General features: G+C 55.6%; 4 protein-coding genes. 1 reads left to right on the plus strand and 3 read right to left on the minus strand.

Going from position 1 to position 4,616, the window contains the following annotated elements:
• Nucleotides 1-124: 124 nt before the first annotated feature.
• A complete protein-coding gene (ahcY, locus tag CFLAV_RS31420; RefSeq protein ID WP_007418986.1) occupies nt 125-1,588 on the minus strand; it encodes an adenosylhomocysteinase in 1,464 nt (487 codons plus the stop codon).
• A gap of 13 nt (nt 1,589-1,601) precedes the next feature.
• Entirely contained in the window at nt 1,602-2,780 is a 1,179-nt protein-coding gene (gene metK / locus CFLAV_RS31425; protein WP_007418987.1) for a methionine adenosyltransferase, read from the minus strand.
• A 121-nt stretch (nt 2,781-2,901) separates the two neighbouring features.
• Between metK and CFLAV_RS31430 the strand changes: the two genes are divergently transcribed.
• Complete coding sequence (locus CFLAV_RS31430) at nt 2,902-3,834, plus strand: ArsR/SmtB family transcription factor (protein ID WP_040551038.1); 933 nt, start codon at nt 2,902-2,904, stop codon at nt 3,832-3,834.
• Nucleotides 3,835-3,854: 20 nt separating this feature from the next.
• Here the strand turns inward: CFLAV_RS31430 and rfbB are convergent.
• Nucleotides 3,855-4,616, minus strand: a 762-nt coding sequence (gene rfbB / locus CFLAV_RS31435; protein WP_007418989.1) for a dTDP-glucose 4,6-dehydratase, incomplete at its 5' end; no start/stop codon positions are given.

Below are 4,616 nucleotides of genomic sequence, written 5' to 3' on the forward strand. Positions count from 1 at the left end.
TAAAAAAGCGGAATTCAGAAGCCAGAATTCAGATATGATCCGAACTGAGAAGTTGGTGCAAAAAGCAAAAAGGCGAACGGGGGTGCCGTTCGCCTTGAAAGATTGCGACGATTATCGCGGGTTTTTAATAGCGATAGTGGTCGGGTTTGTAAGGACCGTCGGGAGAGACGCCGAGGTAGTCGGCTTGTTTCTTGGTGAGCTTGGTGAGCTTCACGCCGATCTTCTTGAGGTGGAGACGGGCCACTTCTTCGTCGAGCTTCTTGGGCAGACGATAGACGTTGGGTTCGTAGAATTCCTTGTTCGCCCAGAGGTCGAGCTGAGCGAGAGTCTGGTTGGAGAAGGAGTTCGACATGACGAAGCTCGGATGACCGTGAGCGCAGCCGAGGTTCACCAGGCGGCCTTCGGCCAACATGAAGATGCAGTGACCGTCAGCGAAGGTGTATTTGTCGACCTGCGGCTTGATGTTCAGCTTGTTCACGCCCTTGGCATTGTTGAGGCGATCGATCTGAATTTCGTTGTCGAAGTGACCGATGTTACAAACGATGGCCTGGTCCTTCATCTTCTGCATGTGTTCCAGAGTGATGATGTCGCAGTTACCGGTAGTGGTGACGTAGATGTCGCCAGTGCCGAGCGTGTCTTCGATCGTGGTGACTTCGAAACCTTCCATCGCGGCCTGGAGAGCGTTGATGGGGTCGATTTCAGTGACGATAACACGGGCGCCGAAACCGCGCAGGGAGTGAGCGGAGCCTTTGCCGACATCGCCATAACCGCAGACGACAGCGACCTTGCCCGCGACCATGACGTCGGTGGCGCGCTTGATGCCGTCAGCGAGGGATTCGCGGCAGCCGTAGAGATTGTCGAACTTCGACTTGGTGACGGAGTCGTTGACGTTGATGGCAGGGACGAGGAGCTTGCCGGCTTCCTTCATCTGATAGAGACGATGAACGCCAGTGGTGGTTTCTTCGCTGACACCTTTCCAATCCTTCACGACGCCGTGCCAGAACGTGGGGTTCTGTTTGTAGACGCGCTTGAGCAGGTTTTTAATGACCTGTTCTTCGTGGCTGCCGGAAGCGGAGTCGACCCACTTATCGCCATCTTCGAGTTGATAACCTTTGTGAATGAGCAGGGTGACATCACCGCCGTCGTCGACGACGAGTTCAGGGCCCTTGTCACCGGGGAAGGTAACGGCCTTGAGGGTGCAGTCCCAATATTCTTCGAGCGTTTCACCCTTCCAGGCGAAGACGGGGATGCCGGCCTTGGCGATGGCCGCGGCGGCGTTGTCCTGCGTGGAGAAGATGTTGCAGCTCGCCCAACGAACCGTAGCGCCGAGAGCAACGAGGGTTTCGATCAGCACAGCCGTTTGAATGGTCATGTGCAAGGAACCGGTGATGCGAACGCCCTTGAGCGGCTTGGTCGCGGCGTATTTTTGACGGATGGACATCAAGCCCGGCATTTCATGCTCGGCGATGTCGATTTCCTTGCGGCCCCATTCGGCGAGACCGATGTCCTTGATTTGAAATTCCTGTGCGGGTTTGCGGCCACCTTTGATGGCCTTGGCGCGGGCAGGGGATAATTTAACTTTAGCCATGATAATGATTTCCTTATTTAGCAGCGCGCTTCAGGGCGGCAGCTTTATCAGTTTTTTCCCAGGTAATGCTGTTCGTGTCGTCCACCTTGCCGAAGTGACCGTAGTTGGTGGTCTTGGAGTAGATCGGGCGGAGAAGATTCAATTGTTTGACGATGGCGGCAGGCTTGAAACTAAAGACTTCGCGAACCGCTTTCTCGATGGCTTCGTCGCTGACCGCGCCGGTGCCGAAAGTATTGACGCAGACGGAGACGGGATCAGGATGGCCGATGGCGTAGGCGAATTGGATTTCAGCGCAGGTTGCGAGGCCGGAAGCGACGATGTTCTTGGCGACGTAGCGGCCCATGTAGGCGGCGCTGCGGTCGACCTTCGAAGGGTCCTTGCCGCTGAATGCACCACCGCCGTGACGGCCCATGCCGCCGTAGCTATCGACGATGATCTTGCGGCCAGTCAGGCCGGTGTCGCCCTGAGGACCGCCAACGACGAAGCGGCCGGTAGGGTTGATCAGGAACTGGGTCTTCTTATCCAACATTTGAGCGGGGAGAACCTTCCTGATGACTTCCTTAATGATGAAATCCTTGATCTCCTTGTGCTTCACGTCTTCGGCGTGCTGGGTGGAGATGACAACGTTCGTGATGCGGACAGGCTTGCCATTTTCGTATTGGACAGAAACCTGGCTTTTGGCGTCGGGGCGCAGCCAGGCGACCTTGCCGGACTTGCGAATGCGAGTGAGTTCGCGGCCGAGTTGGTGGGCATACATGATTGGTGCCGGCATCAACTCAGGCGTTTCATTACAGGCATAACCGAACATCAAACCCTGGTCGCCAGCACCTTGTTCGTCGGTGTCCTTGCCTTCAGCGGCCTTGGCGTCGACGCCCTGGGCGATATCGGCGCTTTGGGAAGTGATGGCGTTCATGATGAGCACGCGGTCGGCGTGGAAAACATCATCATCATTCACGTAGCCGATTTCGCGGATGGCTTCGCGCGCGATGGCATTGTAATCAAGCTTGGCCCTGGTGGTGATTTCGCCACCGATAACAACGAGGTTAGACTTGGCGTAAGTTTCGCAAGCGACGCGACTCCTGGGATCCTGAGCGAGGCAGGCGTCCAGCACGGCGTCCGAAATCGTATCGCACACTTTGTCCGGATGGCCTTCGCCGACGGACTCCGAAGAGAAGATGAAGTTTTTGCTCATGTATTAAATCGTCGAATAGGGTTTAAAAGTCATATTGACGTATCAAGATAAGATGATATATAACTTATTGGGTGCGTCAACTGATATTTCAATAAATCTGCACCATTTAACCTAACGTACCATGGCTTCAACACTACGAGCATTACGGGCATTATCCGACCCCACACGGCTGCGCATCATGGCGTTGCTGGAGGGGGAAGAATTGTCGGTGAATGAGTTGCAGGACGTGACGCGGATGGGGCAGTCGAGGATTTCGACGCATTTGGGGTTGTTGCAGGAGGCGGGTTTGTTGCAATCGAGGCGCGAAGGGAAGCGGACGTTCTATAAGCTCAACCAGAGCGCGGACAGTGTAGCTGAGGAGTTCATTGAACTGTCTATTCGAGGCGCGAAGGAATTGCCGGAGTATGGGAGCGATCAGATCAATTTGAAGCGGATATTGGCGAGGCGGAATGAGCAGGCGCAGGTTTACTTTAATCAGGTGGCAGGACGGTTTGATCGGAGTTACGGGCCGGGAAGATCGTGGCAGGCGTTTGGGCAATTATTGTTGCGGATATTGCCGCCGTTGACGGTGGCGGATTTGGGTTCGGGGGAGGGATTGCTGAGTGAGTTGCTGGCGCTGAAAGCGAAGAAAGTCATCGCCGTGGATAATTCGGAGCGGATCATTGAATTCGGAGCGAACAAGGCGAAGAAGAATGGGCTGAAGAATTTGGAGTTCCGATTGGGCGACTTGGAGAATCCGCCGATCGATCCGCATTCGGTGGATTTGGTGATATTAAGCCAGGCATTGCATCATGCGGCGGAACCGGCGAAAGCGATTCAATCGGCTTACAAGATTTTGAAACCGGGCGGGCATATCTGGATTTTGGATTTGCTGAAACACAACTTTGAAAAGGCACATGAGTTGTATGGTGATCGTTGGCTTGGATTTCCCGAGAGCGATATGCATCATTGGCTGGAAGCGGCGGGATTCAAGAAAATCGAAATCAGCGTGGTGGCAAGTGAGGAACAGCCACCGCATTTTCAGACGATTTTGGCGGGGGGAGAAAAGTCCTGACCCGCTTAGAGAAAGGAGCGCTATGCCTTTTTTTTCACCTCGGCAACCCAGGGTTGATTGTCGAGATACCACTGGACGGTTTCGCGAATGCCCTGTTCAAAGGTGTGGGCGGGGACCCAGCCGAGTTCGTTTTTGATCCGGGTGGCGTCAATGGCGTAGCGCCGGTCATGGCCGGGCCGGTCCTTGACGTAGGTAATCAACTGGCGGGAGTTGCCGCCCACCTGCGGGGCCAGCTCATCAATCAGGTCGCAGATGAGCTGGACGATGTGGATATTGGCCCACTCGTTGTGGCCGCCGACGTTGTAGGTCTCGCCCTCCTTTCCCCGGGTGAGTACCTGCCAGAGGGCCTGGGCGTGGTCGCGCACGTAAAGCCAGTCGCGCACATTCAGGCCATCACCATAGACGGGAATGGGTTGGCGGGCCAGGACGCTTTGAATGACCACGGGGATGAGCTTCTCCGGGAACTGGAAGGGGCCGTAGTTGTTGGAGCAATTGGTGATCACCGTGGGCAGGCCATAGGTGTGGTGGTAGGCGCGCACGAGCAGGTCACTGGAGGCCTTGCTGGCCGAGTAGGGGGAGTTGGGCGCGTAAGGAGTTGTCTCCAGGAAATAACCCGTGGCCCCCAGGCTGCCATAGACTTCATCGGTGGAAATGTGGTGAAAACGTTTATCCTTCAGATCAGTGCCCCAAAAACCGCGGCAGGCTTCCAGCAGGTTGAAGGTGCCAACGATGTTGGTCTGGATGAAATCGCCCGGCCCGGTGATGGAGCGGTCCACGTGGGA

This window comes from Pedosphaera parvula Ellin514 (assembly GCF_000172555.1).
Taxonomy (GTDB): domain Bacteria; phylum Verrucomicrobiota; class Verrucomicrobiia; order Limisphaerales; family Pedosphaeraceae; genus Pedosphaera.

Bases quoted from the DNA above. Each gene is read 5' to 3' on its own strand.
- metK (WP_007418987.1), bottom strand. From the start codon at position 2,780: ATGAGCAAAAACTTCATCTTCTCTTCGGAGTCCGTCGGCGAAGGCCAT.
- CFLAV_RS31430 (WP_040551038.1), top strand. From the start codon at position 2,902: ATGGCTTCAACACTACGAGCATTACGGGCATTATCCGACCCCACACGG.
- ahcY (WP_007418986.1), bottom strand. From the start codon at position 1,588: ATGGCTAAAGTTAAATTATCCCCTGCCCGCGCCAAGGCCATCAAAGGT.